This is a genomic window from Aeromonas sp. QDB20 (assembly GCF_027707805.1).
GTDB classification, from domain to species: Bacteria; Pseudomonadota; Gammaproteobacteria; order Enterobacterales; family Aeromonadaceae; genus Aeromonas; species Aeromonas dhakensis.
Genome location: NZ_JAPCJC010000027.1, coordinates 1 through 17,497 on the forward strand (window position 1 = coordinate 1; position 17,497 = coordinate 17,497).

Consider the following 17,497-nt stretch of genomic DNA (forward strand, 5'->3'; position numbering starts at 1 on the left):
AGGCAGCCTGTCAAGGTATTCGAAGAGTACCGTCAGGCGGCATAGGCGAGTGTCGCACTTCGAAGTTGAATTCGCGTACTGACTGTACCAGTTTCGTTGTTATGACGTTCATAAATTATATCAGCACCAGTAATGTATTCAGTTTTTTCTGGATGAAGAACTCGAAGGCGAAGATAATTCCCATCGGGAAGTTGAAAGTCTCTATGTGCATGACCTTTTGATAATTCAGGTAGATCTCTATCTACATTATATGCATCCCGAAATATTAACTGATTTTCGGAGTGTGCATCCATATCTAATTCTTTTTTTGCTGTGTTAAGTTGAGCTAGTCGTCTCTTTAGTTGGTCTATTCTTTTTTCATCTTTATTTATTTGAGCTGTAGCAATTAAAGATTCATAATCCTCTATGTCTGTTAGCACTAAATCTAGAGCTGATATATTATAGCCATCTCTTATGGATTTTAATTCTGCTTTTTGACGATACTCTTTTGTTGTATCACTCTCTCGGTCTCTTTTTAATAAACTATTTTCTGGGCCTAATAAATCTGGATATAGAGCTCCACCTAGATCCAAAGCATTATCATATGTCGATTTTGTCATACTCCCTTTTGATGCAATTTTCGTCATTCCACGAATTGCATTAAGAGTGATCCATTCTTGGTTTATTCTTTCTTCTGTATTACTCATGCTTAACCTTTTTAAGTGATGCTTAGAAGGTTTTTATATACAAACCTTAATTATTTAAATGTAACCTGCCGTTCACAAATTTATTTATGTGAGTTGGAGTCAAGCTGATTCTATATTATTGCCATTTAGGTCGAGCACAAAGGCGGCGTAATAGCCGGGGTGATAATTGCGCTCACCGGGGGCGCCGTTGTCTTGGCCCCCATTGGCCAGCGCTGCCTGATAGAAGCGATCCACCATGGCCCTGTCTTGTGCCTGAAAGGCGAGGTGATGACGGCCGGTCAATACCCCCAGCGCCGCCGGGCTGTCGATGGCGGTGACAAACAGCTCGTCTGCCCAGAAGTAACCCTCACCGGTGCCGCCTATGGGGATATCGAGGGCGGCCAGTGCGGCCGTGTAAAAACGCTGGCTGGCAGCCAGGTCTTTCACCACCAGCTGGAGATGGTCGATCAGCCGACCGCGATGCAATGTTTGTGTTTCCATACACCACCTTGCTTTGCATGTTGTGGATGAGTCGCCGGCCGCCCCTCGCTGTGATCGACAGGAGCTGGCAAGTCGCTGGCATGGCTACCGCCCCTGAATTTCAGCTTCCAGTGTGCTGCTTGTTACCTGTGAGAGGGTTGGCATGGCTCATGGGGAGACTCCGACGAGGTATGTGTTGCCATTTGGCTATAGTAACGCCCCTTGGATGGGGGAACAGGGGGCAGTGAGTTATTTCTGAGCAAGATCAATAAATTGATAGATATGGCGAGAGCAGAGGGGGCGGGCAGGAGAAGGCGGCGTGGATGCCGCCGTCCCCAAGTGATCGGTTTCTGGATTAGCGCTGCGTGCAGGTGAGAGTTGGCTGGCCGACACGCTCCAGCCTGGCTTCGCCCCCCTTGGTAAAGAGGGTGAGGTTTTGCCCTTCATAACGAGCACCGCTGGCGCTGGGGGTTTCATAGGCGAGCACCTGCAGCGGGTCAGTACCCTCGTCCAGGTTGATCACCGCGGCGGGCCGCTTGGCCTCGTTGTAGAAGTAGGTGGAGAGGGTGACATTATTGCCACACTGGTAGTCCACCGGGCTTGGCACCATCAGCTGGCCGCCCTTGATCTGCAGTTCGGTGATCCGCAGCTGGTAGCTCTCTTCCACGCACTGGCGCAGATCGCTCGCCTTCCAGCAGTCGTTGCGCCCCTTGATCCAGCCGCGCTGGATGGCGCGCTCGGTTTTCTGCTGCTCGGGTGAGAACGCGGCAATTGCCTTGGGGTAGAGGGCCGCCAGCTCGTTATCCAGCGCCGCCAGCGCGGCATCCTTGCTGATCAGGGTTTCGGCGGCGCCTTTCGCCTTGGCGCAATCGAAGGAGGGGGTGGCAGCGGTGGCCAATAAAGGGGCAAACAGCAGAGTGGCAAGTAAGGTCTTGTTCATCGAGGGGGCTCCAGCAAGGGGGACCCGGCTACTAAAGCACAATGGCGCTGGGCCGCCGAGCATTTTTTGCGCCGGGCGGCCCCAGACAAGGGGAGGGAGATCAGGCCAGCGCCAGGGACTGGCGGGCGCGCCACAGCCGCTCGTGGAAGAAGAACACGACCGTGTTGATGGCAGGCTCGATCATCGCCATCACGCCGCCGGTGAGCAGCTCGCCGCTCAGCAGGTAGGCGACGCCGAAGGCCACCGAGAAGTGCACCAGGGCGAAGCTGCTGGTCTTGGCCTGCAGGCTGTGGTGGGGCTTGAGCTTGTGCCAGCCAAGATCATGGAAGTAGAAGGCGACCGTGTTGACGGCGGGTTCGATCAGGGCGATCAGGCTGGCGGTGAGCAGTTCACCGGTCAGCAGGTAAGCCACGGTGAAGGCCACAGTGAAGTGCAAAACGGCAAAGCTGATGGTCTTTTTCATGATGGCGGCTCCCTCTGGTGATGAGCAGAGTATCCCTCGAAATTGCATTAAATGAAAATCATTCTCATCTAATGATTGGATAGGGACGACCTATCAAGTGAGAGCACTCTCACCGGATTGGGAGTTGCCTGGGGCCACAGCGGCGCTAGAGTGAGCCTTTGCCATGAAAAAGGAGCTTTCATGCATATGAATATCAACGCCACCCTGATGGGGCAGTTTATCCTGTTGTTGATGATCATCGTCGGCGTCGTGGCCTGGCGACTGGCCCGCCGCAAGAGCAAGCATCCGGCGCTGATCACAGTGCTGTGCATGCTGCTCAGCCTGGCCCCGCCTTTCGCCCTGCTGGCGCTGCTTATTCTGGCGCTCTGGCGGGATCTCCCCGCAGAGGTTGGCACCCGGCAATAGCAGTCCCTTTAGCCACAACTGCCGCAGTAATAGAAAAGCCCCTCGCGGGGCTTTGTCGTTTTTGTGACGGATGAACGGTCAGGCCTCGGCCTTGTTCAGCCACTCCACCTTGTACTGGGCGCCGGCGCCCTGCGCCAGTTTGGCGCACAGAGGTTTGAGGAAGGCTTCAATCTGCTCGTCCAGCATCCAGGGGGGGCTCACTATCAGCATGCCTGAGCCGTTCATGCCCCAGTCCTTGGTCTGGCCGGCCACTTCCAGCTCGGCCACCAGCACGTTACCGAAGTTCTCCCGTTTGATGGCGCGCAGCATGTCGCGGGACTTGTCCGCCTCTTCACCCAGAATGGGATACCAGAGGGCGTAGATGCCGGTGGCCCAGCGTTTTTGCGCCTTTTTCAGGGTATCGACCACTGCGAAGTAGTCTTCTTTGAGCTCATAGGGCGGGTCTATCAGCACCAGGCCGCGGCGCGGGGTGGGCGGCAGCAGGGCCACCAGCCCCTCAAAGCCATCGCGATGGTGGACGGCGACGCGGGGGTCGTAACCCATGTTGGCGCGAAGGTCCTCCACCTCGTTGTTGTGCAGCTCCATCAGCGCCAGCTTGTCCTGCTCGCGGGCGAGGCGGCGCGACAGTTCCGGCGAGCCGGGGTAGTAGCGCAACTGACCATCGCTGTTCATCTCCTCGATGACGCCCAGATAGGGCGCCATGGCGGACCACTGGGCCCGCTCGTCCCACAGCCGGCCGATGCCGTCGGCATACTCCGCCTTCTTCTGCGACCAGTCGCCGCGCAGGTCGTAGAGACCGCCGCCGGCATGGGTGTCCAGCACGATGAAGGGTTTCTCCTTCTTCTTGAGGGACTCGATGATCAGGGCCTGAACGGCGTGTTTCAGCACGTCGGCGTGGTTGCCGGCGTGAAAGGCGTGGCGATAACTCAGCATATTAGGTCTCTGAGGGGGCCCTGCTGGGCCCCCAGTAACAATAGATAGTTCAACAGGTTGCGGCTGTCGCCGCGAAACAGGGTGAGGCTGCGCAGGGTCTGCAGCAGCACTCCCTGTTGCAGGCGCTCCAGCTCCAGCTCGTGGGCCAGCATGGCCTGATACTCCTGCTCGCCGAGCCGCGCCTTGGCGCTCGCTCGCAGGGTGCGCCAGGGGCCGAGCACCGCCTCGGTTTGCACCAGCGCCGGTTGCAGGTCGGTGAGATCCACCGGGATGCTGCTCTGATCCAGCCGGTGCAGCAACAGGGCCAGATTGACGTTGCCCCCCTGCGCCTGCACGCTGAGCCAGTCCTGGCTGCGCGCGCCGTAAACCTCGCCGCTCCACTGCCAGAAGTCGAGCGGGCCCGGCAGTTCGTGGGCGTCGATCCGCTCGCTCGTCATCAGCTGTTCGTCACGCAAGGAAGGCCTGCTCCATGGTTTCCAGCTCCTCAGAGAGGCTCATCCACTCAAGCTCCACCCCTTCCAGCTCCTCCTTGATGGGGCCCTGGGACTTGAGCAGTTCCGAGAGCTTCTGCTTGGCGCTCTCTTCATAGATGGCGGGGTCGGCCAGCTGCTCTTCCACCGCGGCCAGCTTGGCCTGCAGCTTCTCCATGCTGGTTTCGAGCTTCTCCAGCTTCTGGCGCAGCGGTCGGGTCTGTTGCCGGAACTCCGCCTCGCGCCGCTTCTGATCCTTGCGCGCCACCGCCGAGTTGGCGGAGACGACGCCGTCGTCCTGTTTGGCGTTGGCCTCTTTCTCCTGCTCGCCGAGCCACTTGTGGTAGTCGTCCAGATCGCCGTCGAAGGCCTCGACCCGGCCACCGTGCACCAGATAGAAGTCATCTGTGGTGGTACGCAGCAGGTGACGGTCGTGGGAGACCACCACCATGGCGCCCTCGAACCCTTGCAGCGCCATGGTCAGAGCGTGGCGCATCTCCAGATCCAGGTGGTTGGTCGGTTCATCCAGCAGCAGCAGGTTGGGCTTTTGCCAGGTGATAAGGGCCAGCACTAGCCGCGCCTTCTCGCCACCGGAGAAGGGGGCAACCTTGTCGAGCGCCTTGTCGCCGTGAAAGCCAAAGCTGCCCAGATAGTTGCGCAGCTCCTGCTCGGTCTTGTCCGGCGCGAGGCGTACCAAGTGATCGAGGGGTGAGTCATCCAGGCGCAGGGTCTCCAGCTGATGCTGGGCGAAGTAGCCGATGCTCACCCCGGCGCTCACTTCCAGCTTGCCGGAGAGCGGCGGGTTGGAGCCCGCCAGCATCTTGATGAAGGTGGATTTGCCGGCGCCGTTGCGACCTAGCAGGCCGATGCGCGAACCCGGTACCAGGTTGAGTTTGATCTTCTCCAGGATCACCTTGTCGCCGTAACCGGCGCTGAGGTTCTCCATGGCAATCAGCGGGGTCGGCAGGGCCGACGGCTCGCGAAACTCGAAGCTGAACTCGGAGTCGGCGTGGGCGGGCAGGATCTTCTCCATCCGCTCCATGGCCTTCAGGCGGCTCTGGGCCTGACGGGCCTTGGAGGCCTTGTAGCGGAAGCGGTCCACATAGGATTGCATGTGGGCCATCTCCCGCTGCTGCTTCTCGTACATGGACTGCTGCTGGGCCAGGTGTTCGGCGCGCTGCAGTTCGAAGTCGGAGTAGCCGCCGCTGTATTCGTTGAGCTTGCCGTTCTCGATATGGATGATGCGAGTCACCACAGAGTCGAGGAAGTCGCGGTCGTGAGAGATGAGCACCAGCGTGCCCTGATAGCCCTTGAGCCACTTCTCCAGCCAGATGACGGCGTCCAAATCCAGGTGGTTGGTCGGTTCATCGAGCAGCAGCAGATCGGAGCGGCAGAGCAGCGCCTGGGCGAGGTTCAGGCGCATGCGCCAGCCACCGGAGAAGCTGCGCACCGGCGAGCCAAGCTGCTCGTCGCCAAAGCCGAGGCCGTGCAACAGCTCGGCGGCGCGGGCGCGGATGCTGTAGGCGCCTATGGTGTCGAGCTTGCCGTGCAGTTCGGCCACCAGCAGACCGTTGTCATCCTGCTCGGCCTGGGCGAGCTCGGCCTCCAGCGCGCGGAACTCCTTGTCGCCGTCGATTACGTAGTCGAGGGCGGAGCAGTCCAGCGCCGGGGTCTCCTGCGCCACCCCGGCAATCTGCCAGCCGGCGGGCAGGCTGAAGCTGCCGCTGTCGATGGCCAGCTCGCCCCGTACCAGTGCAAAAAAGGTGGACTTGCCACAGCCGTTCTTGCCCACCAGACCCACTTTGTGGCCGGGGTGAATGGTGGCGGATGCGTTGTCCAGCAGCTTGCGGCCGCCGCGGATCAGTTCGATTTGACTGGCAACTATCATGGATTGGTCTGCTTGGCTCAAATGAAGGAGAAAAACTGGCGCGGATCTTACGTGAAATGGCGCCGGTTTGCACTTTAGGTACGGGGCTGCTACTGGCTGGCACCACAAAAACATGTCATAACAGAACTATCAATCAGTATGACGGTGGAGGCTAGCATGCTGCATATCAGGGACATCATGACGACCCGGGTCGCCACCGTATCCATGGACGACAGGTTGAGCGTCATCAAGGAGATCTTCGAGCAGGCCCACTTTCGCCACCTGCTGGTGCTGGAAGAGGAGGAGCTGGTAGGAGTCATCTCCGATCGCGACCTTTTTCGCGCCATCAGCCCCTATCTCGACTCCGAGGCCGAGATGAGCCGCGACACCGAGACCCTCAACCGGCGCGCCCACCAGATCATGAGCCGCCACCCCATCACCATCGCCCCCCAGCTTACGGTGCGGGAAGGGGTCAAGCTGATGCTGGAGAAGAACGTCTCCTGCCTGCCGGTGCTGGAAAACGGCGCCCTAGTCGGCATCATCAGCTGGAAGGATCTGCTGCGCGCCGCCCTCGACAGCGACGCCTTCTAGCCCGCCGGCATGGCTTGCATGAGAATGAAAAAGGGCTCCGCGGAGCCCTTTGTTGTTGGTCACAGGCGCCAGCCCCGTGTCAGGGCAGCGGCTCTACCAGCAGGATATGGGAGTCATGCCCCGTCACCCGCACCTTGCTGCCGGCGAGCAGTGGCTGGCTGCAGCGCACCGTCCAGGCGGTGTCGTCCAAGTGTACCCGGCTCATCCCCTGAGTCACGTCATCCAGCAGCACCAGCTCGCGCCCCAGATACCCCTGCATCCGCTCGTTGATGGGGGCGGCGGCATCCTGCTCCGATCGATCCCGGCGGTGCTGCCAGCGCCACCAGGCCCAGGTGGTGAGCAGGGATTGCAGGGCGAACAGCAGCAGCTGGGCCTGCCAGCCGAAGGGCCAGACCAGCAGCAGCAGACCCACCTCCAGCGCGGCGATGCCGGTCCAGAGCAGAAAGCCCACCGAGCCCAGCACTTCGATGGCCAGCAGCACGAAGCCGAGCCCCAGCCAGTGCCAGTGGGTCAGCCCCTCGAACAGGGCTGTCATGACTTGCCGCCCTTGCCATCCTTGAACAGCTCGGCCATGCCGGCCACGGCGCCGATCAGGCTGCCCGCCTCCAGAGGCATCATCACCACCTTGCTGTTGGGGCCTTCACCAATGCGGGCCAGCGCCTCTGTGTATTTTTGGGCCACGAAGTAGTTGATGGCCTGCAGATCCCCTTCGGCGATGGCTTTTGACACCATGTGGGTCGCCTTGGCTTCCGCTTCGGCGGCCCGCTCCCGCGCCTCGGCGGCGAGGAAGGCGGCTTGACGCTCACCCTCTGCTTTGAGGATCTGGGACTGCTTCTCACCTTCCGCTTTCAGGATCTTGGACTGGCGCACCCCTTCGGCCTCCAGCACCTCGGCCCGTTTCTGGCGCTCGGCCTTCATCTGGGCGTTCATGGCTTCGACCAGCGCCAGCGGCGGACGTACATCCTTGATCTCGATCCGGGTCACCTTGATGCCCCAGGGGGCGGTGGCCGCATCCATGGTGCGCAGCAGCTTCTCGTTGATGGTGTCGCGCTGGGAGAGCATCTCGTCCAGCTCCATGGCGCCCAGCACGGTCCGCATATTGGTCATGGTCAGGTTGCGGATGGCGCTGGTGAGATCGTTGACCTCGTAGCCCGCCTTGCGGGCATCTACCACCTGCACGAAGCTGATGGCGTCTATGGTGACGTTGGCGTTGTCGCGGGAGATCACCTCTTGCGCCGGGATGTCCAGCACCTGCTCCATCATGATGATCTTGTGGCCGATGCGATCTATGTAGGGGATCAGCAGGTTGAGGCCGGGGGAGAGGGTGCGGGTGTAGCGGCCGAAGCGCTCCACGGTCCAGTTGTAGCCCTGCGGCACTATCTTGATACCGGCACTCAGGGTGAGAAGCACCAGAAACACAAAGATCCCCAGCACAATCAATGACTCATTCATCATTTAGCTCCTTATGAAACACTTTCACTAGCCTATGGCCTTGCGTGCGGCACCACAAGCGCCTTTGTCATCATACGGCTTTGTTAATTACTAAAACGCATTAAAAAGCATTTTTTATTATTTTGAGGGATAAGCAGCCCTGCCTATAGTCGCCCCATATTAGTCGTGTTCCGAGGGATGGGCCGAAATGGATTATTTGCCGATGTTTGCCAAGTTGGACGGTCGCCCTGTGCTGCTGGTGGGTGGGGGCGAAGTGGCCCTGCGCAAGGCGCGCCTGCTGCTGGCGGCCGGTGCCAGGCTGACCCTGGTCTCCCCCGAGCTGGAACCCGACTTCCATGAATTTGCCGGTCGCTTCACCCATCTGGCGGAGCGCTTCGTACCTGCCCATCTGGCGGGCCAGATCCTGGTGGTGGCCGCTACCGACGATCTCGAGGTGAACGCCCTGGTCTATCAGAGCGCCAACCAGCTCGGCCTGTTCGTCAACGTGGTGGACGACCCCAAGCGCTCCAGCTTTATCTTCCCCTCCATCATCGATCGCAGCCCCATCATGGTGGCGGTCTCCAGCGGCGGCAAGGCGCCTGTGCTGGTGCGTCTGCTGCGCGAGCGGCTGGAGAGCCTGCTGCCGCGCCACCTCGGCGGCCTGGCCGAGCTCTCCGGTCGGGTTCGCGACCGGGCCAAGCGGGTGCTCTCTTCCATTTCCGACCGTCGCCGCTTCTGGGAGCGGGCGTTTGCCTCCAACACCCTGGCCGGCCTGATTGAGAAAGCCGATTGGCAGGGTGCCGAGCAGTGGCTGAACGAGGGGCTCGACAATGCGAAAAGCGAAGTGGGTGAGGTGGTGTTGGTTGGGGCGGGACCCGGCGATCCGGGCCTGCTGACCCTCAAGGCGCTGCAACAAATTCAACAGGCTGAAGTGGTGCTCTATGACCAGCTGGTCTCCGCCGAGATCCTCGATCTGGTGCGCCGCGACGCCACCCTGGTGTCGGTCGGCAAGAAGGCCGGAGCCCACAGCGTGCCGCAGGAGGAGACCAATCGCCTGCTGGTGGAATACGCCAGGGCGGGCAACCGGGTGGTGCGGCTCAAGGGGGGCGATCCCTTCATGTTCGGCCGTGGTGGCGAGGAGCTGGAAGTGCTGGCAGAGGAAGGCATTCCCTTCTCCGTGGTGCCCGGCATCACGGCGGCTGCCGGTGCCACCGCCTATGCCGGCATTCCGCTGACTCACCGCGACCATGCCCAGAGCGCCGTCTTCATTACCGGCCACTGTCAGAAAGAGGGCAAGGAGCCCGACTGGCAGCAGCTCGCCGCCACCAGCCAGACCCTGGTTATCTACATGGGACTGATGCGCTCCGAGCATATCCAGCAGCAGCTGGTGAACCATGGCCGCAGCAGCGCCACCCCCATCGCCATCATCGAACGGGGCACCACGGCGCGGCAGCGGGTGCTGACCGGCACCCTGGCGGAGCTGGCCGAGCTGGCCGCCCAGGCGGTGAGCCCGTCCCTTATCGTCATCGGCGAGGTGGTTGCCCTGCGCAAACAGCTGGCCTGGTTTGGCGAGACGGCGCAGGGGCAGGGGGCCAACAGCGGCCACGAGCTCAAGCTGGTGAGCCTGGCCTGAGGCCGAGACAGCAATCGATTTGACGGTGTTGCCATGGCGGCACCGACCTGAACCAAGACCGCGTACCGACCAGGCGCGTCAGCAATGAACCGAGGACCCAGACATGGACCGTGAAAGATTGACCCATCTGCAGCAACTGGAAGCCGAGAGCATCCACATCATCCGCGAGGTGGCTGCCGAATTTGAAAACCCGGTGATGATGTACTCCATCGGCAAGGACTCCTCCGTCATGCTGCACCTGGCCCGCAAGGCCTTCTATCCGGGCAAGATCCCCTTCCCCCTGCTGCACGTCGACACCGACTGGAAGTTCAAGGAGATGATCAAGTTTCGCGATGAGACCGCCAAAAAGTACGGGCTGGATCTGATCGTTCACAAGAACCCGGACGGGCTCGCCATGGGCATCAACCCCTTCGTGCACGGCAGCGGCAAGCACACCGACATTATGAAGACCGAGGGGCTCAAGCAGGCGCTCAACAAATACGGCTTCGATGCCGCCTTCGGTGGTGCCCGCCGCGACGAGGAGAAGTCCCGTGCCAAGGAGCGGGTCTACTCCTTCCGTGACAAGTCTCACCGCTGGGATCCTAAGAACCAGCGCCCGGAGCTGTGGCGCATCTACAACAGCCAGGTCAACAAGGGTGAGAGCATCCGGGTCTTCCCGCTCTCCAACTGGACCGAGCTCGACATCTGGCAATACATCTATCTCGAGAATATCGACATAGTGCCGCTCTACTTCGCCGCTCATCGCCCTGTGGTGGAGCGCAATGGCATCAAGATCATGGTGGATGACGAGCGCATGCCCATCGGCCCGGAAGATGAAGTGAAGCAGGAGCTGGTGCGCTTTCGCACCCTCGGTTGCTACCCGCTGACCGGGGCCATCGAATCCAATGCCACCACCCTGCCGGAGATCATCGAAGAGATGCTGATCACCACCTCGAGCGAGCGGCAAGGGCGGCTCATCGACCACGATCAGGCCGGCTCCATGGAGCAGAAGAAGCGTCAGGGCTATTTCTAAAAAAATGTTCTAAGGAATCGCAACATGAACAACCACATTCAGACCGCCATCAGCGAACAGGGCATTGAAGCCTACCTGCACGCCCAGCAGCACAAGAGCCTGCTGCGTTTTCTCACCTGCGGCAGCGTGGACGACGGCAAGAGCACCCTCATCGGCCGCCTGCTGCACGACTCCCAGCAGATCTATGAAGATCAGCTCAAAGCGCTGGAGTCCGACAGCCAGAAGCTCGGCACAACCGGCGAGAAGCTGGACCTGGCGCTGCTGGTGGACGGCCTGCAGGCGGAGCGCGAACAGGGCATCACCATCGATGTGGCCTACCGCTATTTCTCCACCGCCAAGCGCAAATTTATCATCTCGGATACCCCGGGCCACGAGCAGTACACCCGCAACATGGCCACCGGCGCCTCCACCTGCGATCTGGCCATCATATTGATCGACGCCCGCAAGGGGGTGCTGGATCAGACCCGTCGCCACAGCTTTATTGCGAGCCTGCTCGGCATCAAGCAGTTCGTTGTGGCAGTGAACAAGATGGATCTGGTGGAGTTCAGTCAGGAGGTGTTCGAGCGCATCAGCTTGGAGTACCGCGAGTTCGCCAAGAAGCTCAGCGTCGACACCATCCATATCGTGCCGGTCTCGGCGCTGGACGGTGACAACGTGGTCAACCCAAGCAACAAGCTGGCCTGGTATCAGGGCGAGACCCTGCTCTCATTGCTGGAGTCTGCCGAGGTGGAACGCGAGCTGGAGCGTCACCCGGTGCGTCTGCCGGTGCAGTACGTGAACCGCCCCAACCTCGATTTTCGCGGCTTCGCAGGCACCCTGGCCTCCGGCATCCTGCGGGTGGGCGACAAGCTGGCCGTGTTGCCGTCCGGCAAGGAGAGCACTGTGACTCGTATCGTCACCTTCGACGGGGATCTGGAGTACGCCCTGCCGGGTCAGGCCATCACGGTCACCTTCGCGGACGAGATCGACATCAGCCGGGGCGACCTGCTGGTAGATGCGGCGAAAAAGCCCCAGGTGACCCAGAACGTGCTGGCCCACATCGTCTGGATGGGGGAAGAGTCCCTGCAGCCGGGCCGGGTCTATGACGTCAAGCTGGCGACCAAGAAGAGCCGTGGCCAGGTGGAGGCCATCCGCCACCGTATCGAGATCAACAAGCTCGACGAGCTGCCGGCCTCCGAGCTCAAGCTCAACGAGATCGGCCTGTGTGAATTCAGCCTGACCGACCCGGTGGCGTTCGACCCGTATCAGGAGATCCGCGATACCGGCAGCTTCATCCTGATCGACCGGCTGACCAACGTCACCGTCGGTGCCGGCATGATAGTGGAAGGGCTGGCGACCAAGGTTGTGGCAGGGCAATACAGCGAGTTCGAAGTCGAGCTCAACGCCCTGGTGCGCAAGCACTTCCCCCACTGGCAGGCGCTGACCATCAGCAACGATTCCGGCAAGGAGTAAGCCCATGACCTGGCAACAATCCCTGGTGCTGGGTCTGCTGGCTGCCCTCGTCGCCCTGCTGATCCAGGGCAAACTCCGGCCGGCGCTGCTCTTCTCGGGCGCCGTGCTCATCACCTACCTGAGCGGCCTAGCGGACATCAACGCCGTGGTGGCGGGCTACACCAACAGCGCCCTGCTGACCCTGGTGCTGTTGCTGCTGGTCTCCCTGGCGGTGGAAAAGACCCGGGTCATGAGCTGGTTCGCCAACCTGGTGGGCACCGGCTCCTTCAACAAGGTGCTGGTGAAGGTGTGGTTCTCCACCGCCTTCCTGTCGGCCTTCGTCAACAACACCGCCGTGGTGGCCTCCATGCTGGGGGCGGTCAAACGCAACCCCAACCATGCGCCCTCCCGGCTGCTGCTGCCCATGTGCTTCGCGGCGACCTTTGGCGGCGTGCTGACCCTGATCGGCACCTCCACCAACCTCATCGTCAACAGCTTCCTCATCAAGATGGGGGCCAAGCCGCTCGGCATGTTCGACTTCTTTATGGTGGGGGCGGGGACTCTGCTGACCGGCCTCATCGCCGTGCTGCTGTTTGCCCGCCATCTGCCGGAGCAGGATACCGAGATGAGCCGCGAATCCGGCTATTTTCTCGAGGCCAAGGTGGGCCCCGGCTCGCCCATGGCCGGGCGCAGCGTCAAGGAGAACGGCCTGCGCAGCCTGAAAAGCCTCTATCTTGCCGAGATCATCCGGGGCAATCAGGTGATCTGCCCGGTGCAGCCGGAACACGAGCTGCACGAGGGGGACATGCTGCTGTTTTGCGGTGACGTGGAGAGCGTCGGCGTGCTGCAGGAGCTCAAGGGGCTGGATCTCTACGGCCAGCACCGCCTCAACGGCCAGCACCTGGTGGAGGTGATCGTCAGCCATAGCTCGCGCCTGGTGGGTCAGACCATCAAGGATGCGGAGTTTCGCACCCACTTCGATGCGGTGGTGCTGGCGGTGCGTCGGGGTGAAACCCAGCTCACCGGCGGCCTCGGCCAGATTGAATTGCACGCAGGGGACACCTTGCTGCTGGCGCCCGGCCCCAAGTTTGCGGGCAACAAGTCCCTCTCCCGCGAGTTCGTGGTGGTGAGCGGGCTGGAGGCCTCCACCCGGCTCGATGCCACGCGCAGCGCCGCCGTGGTGGCGGGGTTCCTCGGGGTGCTGACCCTGTCGGTGCTCGATCTGGTGCCGCTGTTCAAGGGGCTGCTGGTGATGCTGGTGGTGCTGCTGTTCTCCCGCATCCTGACGTTGGACGAGATCCGCCGCCGCTTTCCGCTGGATATCTGGCTGGTGGTGGGCGGGGCGCTGGCCATCGCCGATCAGCTGGAAAAAAGCGGGCTGGCCAAGCTCATCGCCGACTGGCTGATGGGGGAGTTCAACGGTGCCAGCCCCATCATCGCCTTTATCGGTATCTACCTGTTTACCCTGGTGCTGACCGAGCTGATGAGTAACAACGCCGCCGCGGCGCTGGCCTTCCCCATGGGTTACCAGCTGGCGCTCAGCATGGATGTCTCCACCATGCCGTTCATTCTGGCGGTGCTGTTCGGGGCGAGCTCCAGCTTTATCCTGCCCTACGGCTACCAGACCAACCTGATGGTCTATGCGGCGGGCAACTACAAGATGCCGGACTACCTCAAGCTGGCCCTGCCGGTCTCCCTGGCCTACAGCATCGGGGTGATCGTCATGGTGCCCCTGCTGTTTCCGTTTTAAGGCGGCGCAACTGGGGGCCTAGTGTCTTGCAGGGAGTAGGAATACACGACGACCATGGCCCCGTCAGTGGCGAGTGGCCAGAGGCTGAGCTCAAGGAGCCAGACCGTTTCAGCATTGAGGCGCGAGCGCCAAGCAAGGAGTTTTGGATGAGCAATATCGTGTGGCATGCCCATGCCGTCGACAAACAGAGCCGGGCCGAGCAGAAGGGACAGAAGCCGCTGGTGATCTGGTTCACCGGCCTGTCGGGGGCGGGCAAGTCCACCCTGGCGGGGGCACTGGAGCAGTCGCTGGCCGCGCAAGGCAAGCACACCTATCTGCTGGATGGGGACAATGTGCGCCACGGCCTCTGTGGCGATCTCGGCTTCGACGACGCCGCCCGCCAGGAGAATATCCGCCGGGTCGGCGAAGTGGCAAAACTGATGGTGGATGCGGGCCTTATCGTCCTCACCGCCTTTATCTCGCCGTTCCGTGCCGAGCGGCAACTGGTGCGCAATCTTGTGGGTGAAGGGGAGTTTGTCGAGGTCTTTGTGGATGCGCCTCTCGCCGTCTGTGAAGAGCGCGATCCCAAGGGGCTCTACAAGAAGGCGCGAGCCGGGGAAATTCGCAACTTCACCGGCATCGATTCCGCTTACGAGGCGCCGGAGCAGCCGGAGATCCATCTGCTCAACGCCGGCAAGCCGGTGGAAGCGCTGGTGGATGAGTTGCTTACTGCGCTAAGGCAGCGGGGATTGATCGACTGAGGTTGATTGTCAGAACTGAATATTGATAAACATGGGGGGGAGCTTTCTCCCTTGTTTGTTTCTTGTCAATGATTCCCCTTGTTGTCAGTGGCTTTCTGCTTAAAGGGGGGCGACTATGTAGCGCTAAAAGGCGGATATTTTTCTCTGGCTGATAATACTACATTAAGTTGTGAACAACGCTACCATCATACCTGAAGGATTGTACCGTAAACACGGAAGCCAACTTTAGACCGGTAATACTAAACATTTTGGATTACTCTCAAATGGTTTGTTATGCGAGTTTTACCACGTGGGATAAACTAGCTTTTCATTCTTATTTTTGTGCTCATCGGACCAACGCAGGCACAATGTCTGTTTTCTTGCTGTTTGAGAATGTACATAAGCAATGAGTTCAACAGATGCATGCTTTTCCAAGCATTCATACGGAAACTTATCGTTTAATTCTGAATCACTGATAAATTCATTCCCATTTGGGAAGTCGATCTCTACATTCCTTGCAACAGCACAACCTTTGTTCCAAATCTTCAAGCGGTATTTATTATTTCCAAGTTTGATAATTGAAGCTCCTAAATCAGCTTTTTTATCATCTAGAACTTCTTCGGTTTCCTTAGCAAGCAACAGCTTATTAAGCTCTTTTTGAGTTTCAACTAGCTCGTCTTGTCGTTTGTTAAATTGAATAGTTTTCCAAGTGGCATATCCTGATAAGCACAAAGCTAGAAGCGCAACACTATCGCCAAAATACATACTCGACTATACCTTACTTAAATTTGATGTACTTATTACCGTTAAAGGTATTCCGAAGCTTTTTTATTTCGGCTTCGATCTGTTTTTGAACTTCATTTGTTATTTTATTTTGAGCTTCAGCCAATAACTCGGAGTTTTCTTCAAGCAATTGAGGTTTTGCCATTTGACGTTCACATTGAGTACAAATTACTAGCCCCTCATCATCATGTTCCACGAATGAAAAGTCGGTATTTCCACAGGTTGGACAATACATTTTGATTTCTCTATTGAGCTTGTCTAGCTTCATTTTCCCTCCAAAGTACATGACTTTTATTTAATTGGTGGCATGTCATGTGTTCAGCTTCAAAATGTTAGATTCATTTACTTGACTCAAGTTCAGCTCTGATTTTCTTACCACTTTCTAGATCAATGCCAAACATTGTGCTCATAAAACGATAGTCAACATCTGTGATATATTTTATTTTTGCAGCGGAGAGTGGCGATTTAACTGTGTGGAAATTATTGAGTTTCATATAATATTCTTCATTTTTATAATCTGGATTCCCATGGTAATCCGCTAAGCATAGCTTTCCAGATGCTTCACCAAAAGCAACAATACCTACACCTGATTGATAAAGGAAAACGACATCGCCTTTATTTAGTCTTTCTATTTTATATTTCCATGGTTCAAAATAGGCTGCACATTTTTTGTTTTTAATCATGTCATTGTGGTCTTCTTTGTTATTATTATAGTTGGTATTTAAAATGTAATAACCTTCAGCGATATCTTCATATGGATTATCATCAACACGGAATGGAGTTATTTCTACATTCATGCAATCACCATTTCCATCATAGACACGATAAATCCAAGGTCGGATATCTAAACCACAAGACCTCCAGTATTTAATAGACTCTCTGGTTTTGAAATCCATGCCATTAGTCATTACAATGAAAATTTGCTTTTGGTTGCAATTGTTTTCATTTAGTTTCTTATTGAACTTATCTTCGAAAGATTTTTCTAGACCAACATCAATTCCATGGAATTTATTGAACCAATGAGTAATTTTTTCTAGATCTGCATCACCATAAAGTTGGCCGTAACGGAGAACTTGTAGAATGTTTTCTTGAATTGACTCCCATGCTTTTAATTCAAAAATATATAAGTTTGCATTTTTGTCAAGCGCCATTAGATCTGGTTCTTCACGCCAGCGTTGCGATTGCATTAACATAATCAACTCATCGTCAGGAAATAATCTATCCAATGAGCGAAACAAAATATCTTGAAATTTTCTTTCATCGATATGAAAGTCAATTAGTCGCTTGGTACGTTCCTTCTCAATAGAATCTAATTTAAAGTTATATTTTAATAACATATCTTCACCTCATATTTATGATAAATACAGCCACCTTGTTAATGTGGAGTAATGCTATACCAATACGACTGAAAACCACCTTAATCACATAATCCAATGCATAGTGAAAATGCCACTTGTTGCGAGTAAATATTGAACGTTTAGTTATTGGTCAACTTTCCCTGACAACACAGCAATCCTTGCCACATCTCTACTCGGAAAGTCAGGGTCAACATACACATACATGCGGCTTATCAGTGAGCCTGTAAATTCGAATACACTACAAAAACGGCCCATAGAGATATTATTGTCAGGCCAAGAGGTGCCATCACTCATTACTCCCCCTTCTTGCCCCTCGACAATCACGGTGTTGCCAGCAGTCGTTATCTTAAAGCCATCTATATCGTGCCAGATGCTGGTGAGCGAGCTACCAATTCTATTGCCAAACTCAACCAATGCATCCTTTCCTTTAGCTTGACCAAATTTGGGGAAGAAAAAATCAACATTATCCGAGAAAAGATCAAGATAACTGGGATCACCTGCATCTACTTTCTTGAAATACTCAATCGCTATCTCAACTAAACTTTCCTGTTCCATTACCATTCCTA

At 57.4% G+C, this 17,497-nt stretch carries 20 protein-coding genes; 7 read left to right on the plus strand and 13 right to left on the minus strand.

The genetic code is table 11. From position 1 onward, the window contains the following. Positions 1–32: 32 nt before the first annotated feature. The 4 genes from PG897_RS20205 to PG897_RS20220 all read right to left on the minus strand — a co-directional run bounded on the left by PG897_RS20205 (position 33) and on the right by PG897_RS20220 (position 2,548). On the minus strand, positions 33–686 hold the full coding sequence (locus tag PG897_RS20205) for a hypothetical protein (RefSeq protein ID WP_270829315.1): 654 nt from the start codon (positions 684–686) through the stop codon (positions 33–35). A 99-nt stretch (positions 687–785) separates the two neighbouring features. Continuing rightward, positions 786–1,166 (minus strand): VOC family protein, encoded by a 381-nt coding sequence (locus PG897_RS20210; RefSeq protein WP_201883091.1) that lies wholly within the window; start codon positions 1,164–1,166, stop codon positions 786–788. 334 nt (positions 1,167–1,500) lie between these two features. Further along, on the minus strand, positions 1,501–2,085 hold the full coding sequence (locus tag PG897_RS20215) for an MliC family protein (protein WP_270829316.1): 585 nt from the start codon (positions 2,083–2,085) through the stop codon (positions 1,501–1,503). Positions 2,086–2,185: 100 nt separating this feature from the next. Then, complete coding sequence (locus PG897_RS20220; protein WP_005304770.1) at positions 2,186–2,548, minus strand: DUF2061 domain-containing protein; 363 nt, start codon at positions 2,546–2,548, stop codon at positions 2,186–2,188. A gap of 186 nt (positions 2,549–2,734) precedes the next feature. Here PG897_RS20220 and PG897_RS20225 point away from each other — a divergent pair, with 186 nt between their 5' ends. Continuing rightward, positions 2,735–2,953 carry a hypothetical protein gene (locus PG897_RS20225; RefSeq protein ID WP_019841112.1) on the plus strand — a complete coding sequence of 73 codons (219 nt, stop codon included), beginning with the start codon at positions 2,735–2,737 and terminating at the stop codon, positions 2,951–2,953. A 78-nt stretch (positions 2,954–3,031) separates the two neighbouring features. On the opposite strand, the gene PG897_RS20230 is transcribed toward PG897_RS20225, so the two are convergent. The 3 genes from PG897_RS20230 to PG897_RS20240 are packed head-to-tail and all read right to left on the minus strand — an operon-like array spanning position 3,032 to position 6,244. After that, entirely contained in the window at positions 3,032–3,886 is an 855-nt protein-coding gene (locus tag PG897_RS20230) for a 23S rRNA (adenine(2030)-N(6))-methyltransferase RlmJ (RefSeq protein WP_270829318.1), read from the minus strand. Continuing rightward, the gene (locus PG897_RS20235; RefSeq protein WP_162519079.1) at positions 3,880–4,341 is read right to left on the minus strand and encodes a DUF2390 domain-containing protein; all 462 of its coding nucleotides are present in this window, start codon (positions 4,339–4,341) and stop codon (positions 3,880–3,882) included. The genes PG897_RS20230 and PG897_RS20235 overlap by 7 nt, the downstream gene beginning before the upstream one ends. Further along, the gene (locus PG897_RS20240) at positions 4,334–6,244 is read right to left on the minus strand and encodes an ABC transporter ATP-binding protein (RefSeq protein WP_201883085.1); all 1,911 of its coding nucleotides are present in this window, start codon (positions 6,242–6,244) and stop codon (positions 4,334–4,336) included. Before PG897_RS20240 ends, PG897_RS20235 begins: the two co-directional genes overlap by 8 nt. A gap of 156 nt (positions 6,245–6,400) precedes the next feature. Between PG897_RS20240 and PG897_RS20245 the strand changes: the two genes are divergently transcribed. Continuing rightward, on the plus strand, positions 6,401–6,814 hold the full coding sequence (locus tag PG897_RS20245) for a CBS domain-containing protein (RefSeq protein WP_005304756.1): 414 nt from the start codon (positions 6,401–6,403) through the stop codon (positions 6,812–6,814). Between the two features lie 79 nt (positions 6,815–6,893). Here PG897_RS20245 and PG897_RS20250 read toward each other — a convergent pair whose 3' ends face one another. After that, entirely contained in the window at positions 6,894–7,349 is a 456-nt protein-coding gene (locus tag PG897_RS20250; protein WP_005304753.1) for an NfeD family protein, read from the minus strand. Then, positions 7,346–8,266, minus strand: coding sequence for an SPFH domain-containing protein (locus tag PG897_RS20255; protein WP_005304750.1), 921 nt, complete (start codon positions 8,264–8,266; stop codon positions 7,346–7,348). The genes PG897_RS20250 and PG897_RS20255 overlap by 4 nt, the downstream gene beginning before the upstream one ends. A gap of 187 nt (positions 8,267–8,453) precedes the next feature. Here PG897_RS20255 and cysG point away from each other — a divergent pair, with 187 nt between their 5' ends. From cysG to cysC, 5 genes are all read left to right on the plus strand, one after another. Next, entirely contained in the window at positions 8,454–9,878 is a 1,425-nt protein-coding gene (gene cysG / locus PG897_RS20260; RefSeq protein ID WP_270829319.1) for a siroheme synthase CysG, read from the plus strand. A 103-nt stretch (positions 9,879–9,981) separates the two neighbouring features. After that, on the plus strand, positions 9,982–10,890 hold the full coding sequence (gene cysD, locus PG897_RS20265) for a sulfate adenylyltransferase subunit CysD (RefSeq protein ID WP_270829320.1): 909 nt from the start codon (positions 9,982–9,984) through the stop codon (positions 10,888–10,890). A 24-nt stretch (positions 10,891–10,914) separates the two neighbouring features. Next, positions 10,915–12,342 carry a sulfate adenylyltransferase subunit CysN gene (gene cysN, locus PG897_RS20270; protein WP_270829321.1) on the plus strand — a complete coding sequence of 476 codons (1,428 nt, stop codon included), beginning with the start codon at positions 10,915–10,917 and terminating at the stop codon, positions 12,340–12,342. Positions 12,343–12,346: 4 nt separating this feature from the next. Further along, positions 12,347–14,071 carry an SLC13 family permease gene (locus tag PG897_RS20275; RefSeq protein WP_010636237.1) on the plus strand — a complete coding sequence of 575 codons (1,725 nt, stop codon included), beginning with the start codon at positions 12,347–12,349 and terminating at the stop codon, positions 14,069–14,071. A 146-nt stretch (positions 14,072–14,217) separates the two neighbouring features. Then, on the plus strand, positions 14,218–14,811 hold the full coding sequence (gene cysC / locus PG897_RS20280; RefSeq protein ID WP_270829322.1) for an adenylyl-sulfate kinase: 594 nt from the start codon (positions 14,218–14,220) through the stop codon (positions 14,809–14,811). Positions 14,812–15,093: 282 nt separating this feature from the next. On the opposite strand, the gene PG897_RS20285 is transcribed toward cysC, so the two are convergent. From PG897_RS20285 to PG897_RS20300, 4 genes are all read right to left on the minus strand, one after another. Then, complete coding sequence (locus tag PG897_RS20285; protein WP_080760971.1) at positions 15,094–15,555, minus strand: hypothetical protein; 462 nt, start codon at positions 15,553–15,555, stop codon at positions 15,094–15,096. Between the two features lie 13 nt (positions 15,556–15,568). Next, complete coding sequence (locus PG897_RS20290; RefSeq protein WP_270829323.1) at positions 15,569–15,841, minus strand: ECs_2282 family putative zinc-binding protein; 273 nt, start codon at positions 15,839–15,841, stop codon at positions 15,569–15,571. A gap of 70 nt (positions 15,842–15,911) precedes the next feature. Next, on the minus strand, positions 15,912–16,910 hold the full coding sequence (locus PG897_RS20295; RefSeq protein ID WP_147323380.1) for a hypothetical protein: 999 nt from the start codon (positions 16,908–16,910) through the stop codon (positions 15,912–15,914). 144 nt (positions 16,911–17,054) lie between these two features. Next, positions 17,055–17,486: a nuclear transport factor 2 family protein gene (locus tag PG897_RS20300; protein WP_026459113.1), complete on the minus strand. Its 432-nt coding sequence runs from the start codon at positions 17,484–17,486 to the stop codon at positions 17,055–17,057. Positions 17,487–17,497 lie beyond the last annotated feature (11 nt).